A 1316-nucleotide genomic window follows, 5' to 3' on the forward strand; every position below is an offset into this window, starting at 1 on the left:
TTGAGCTTGCCTGAATATGGTTGCCTTTTTTCAGGTTAATAATTAATCTTTAATATTGGTCTTTGTTCAGTAGTTAAGTGCTGAACAAAGTTTACAAATTCTTGTGGTTTTTTATTCTTTAGTGAACCATGTGGCCGCTCATTGTTGTATAAATAAACCACCTTTTTTATCATTCTCTGAGCCTCGGTTAATGTTAGATCCATATGTCTAAAATCTATGTATTCGTTTTTGAGAATACCATTCAACGATTCCGCATGAGCATTTTCCCAGGCTTTTCCACCCATACTGGGAGTGGTTAAATAATGTTCATGGAGTTTTTCCATTTCTTTTGAACCGTACTGGCTGCCTCTGTCTGAATGAAAAATAAGTCCTTTCAACTCTTCTTCTTTAAGATCTTTAACAGCCATTTTAAAGGCTGGAGCTACTGTCTCTTCTGTTGTCATGCTTGCTGATAAGCTCCACCCTGTAATCTTTCGACTATACACATCTAAAATTAGTGTGAGGTAATAATGCCCTTTACTCCAAGAGATGTAAGTCAGATCGCTTACCATTAGCTGATTTACCTTTCTTACTTTCAACTCGCTAATTAGGTTAGGATACCACCTCTTTCCAGCATAAGTGGTTCGATGGTAGCTCTTCTTTCGCTTTATTCTGAAGCCATTAGAGAGTAGGATGTTCTCAAAACGATCTCTACCTATTCCCTCAGGGTTGATTTCATCATAAAGCTTTCTACAGCCTATTTTCGTATGATTCTTACGGATCTCATGAGCAGAACTTATCACTTCTTGAATAATATTGGCTAGTTTTTCCTGCTGTTTTACCCTTTTATAATGTGCCTGCTTGGTGATACCAACCATTTTATACAAATTGTTTAGAGTAAAGTTGAAGCTTGACTTATTCATTCGGAACCACTCTAAGACAGCCGTTTGTTCTTTTTTTCGATATCCTCTCCAGAGCGTTCTGAAGCAAACTCTACTATCTTTTCCAGGTAATCAATCCGCATCTGTTTTTGGCCGAGGGCTTGTTCAAGCTTCTTAATATGGTCTTGAAGTTCCCGGTTTTTCTTACTTATACTCTTGTGCTCCACTACGACTCGCGTTTCTTTTTTATAAAGATCGGAATATTTTCTGAGCCACTTGTAAACCGCTGTTTTACTTACTCCGTAAGTCCCAACTACATCGAGTACTCGAAGATCTCCTTGTTCAATCTTCCTTACTAAATCTAATTTTACTTCTTGACTAAAAGTTCTTCTTACTGTGCCATTTTTCATAGTTGAAAAGTTTGAGAAAAAGGGCAACCTATTTCAGTCTTAGTCA

At 37.2% G+C, this 1316-nt stretch carries 2 protein-coding genes; both read right to left on the reverse strand.

Features of this window, described 5'->3' with window-relative positions; all coding sequences use genetic code 11:
* Positions 1–35 precede the first annotated feature (35 nt).
* Positions 36–902 (reverse strand): IS3 family transposase, encoded by an 867-nt coding sequence (locus BLS64_RS15050; protein ID WP_093114539.1) that lies wholly within the window; start codon positions 900–902, stop codon positions 36–38.
* 11 nt (positions 903–913) lie between these two features.
* Positions 914–1270 carry a transposase gene (locus tag BLS64_RS15055; protein ID WP_093114540.1) on the reverse strand — a complete coding sequence of 119 codons (357 nt, stop codon included), beginning with the start codon at positions 1268–1270 and terminating at the stop codon, positions 914–916.
* Positions 1271–1316 lie beyond the last annotated feature (46 nt).

Origin of the sequence: Salinimicrobium catena, assembly GCF_900102915.1 — a bacterium.
Classification (GTDB): domain Bacteria; phylum Bacteroidota; class Bacteroidia; order Flavobacteriales; family Flavobacteriaceae; genus Salinimicrobium; species Salinimicrobium catena.

Bases quoted from the DNA above. Each gene is read 5' to 3' on its own strand.
- BLS64_RS15050 (WP_093114539.1), bottom strand. From the start codon at position 902: ATGAATAAGTCAAGCTTCAACTTTACTCTAAACAATTTGTATAAAATG.
- BLS64_RS15055 (WP_093114540.1), bottom strand. From the start codon at position 1,270: ATGAAAAATGGCACAGTAAGAAGAACTTTTAGTCAAGAAGTAAAATTA.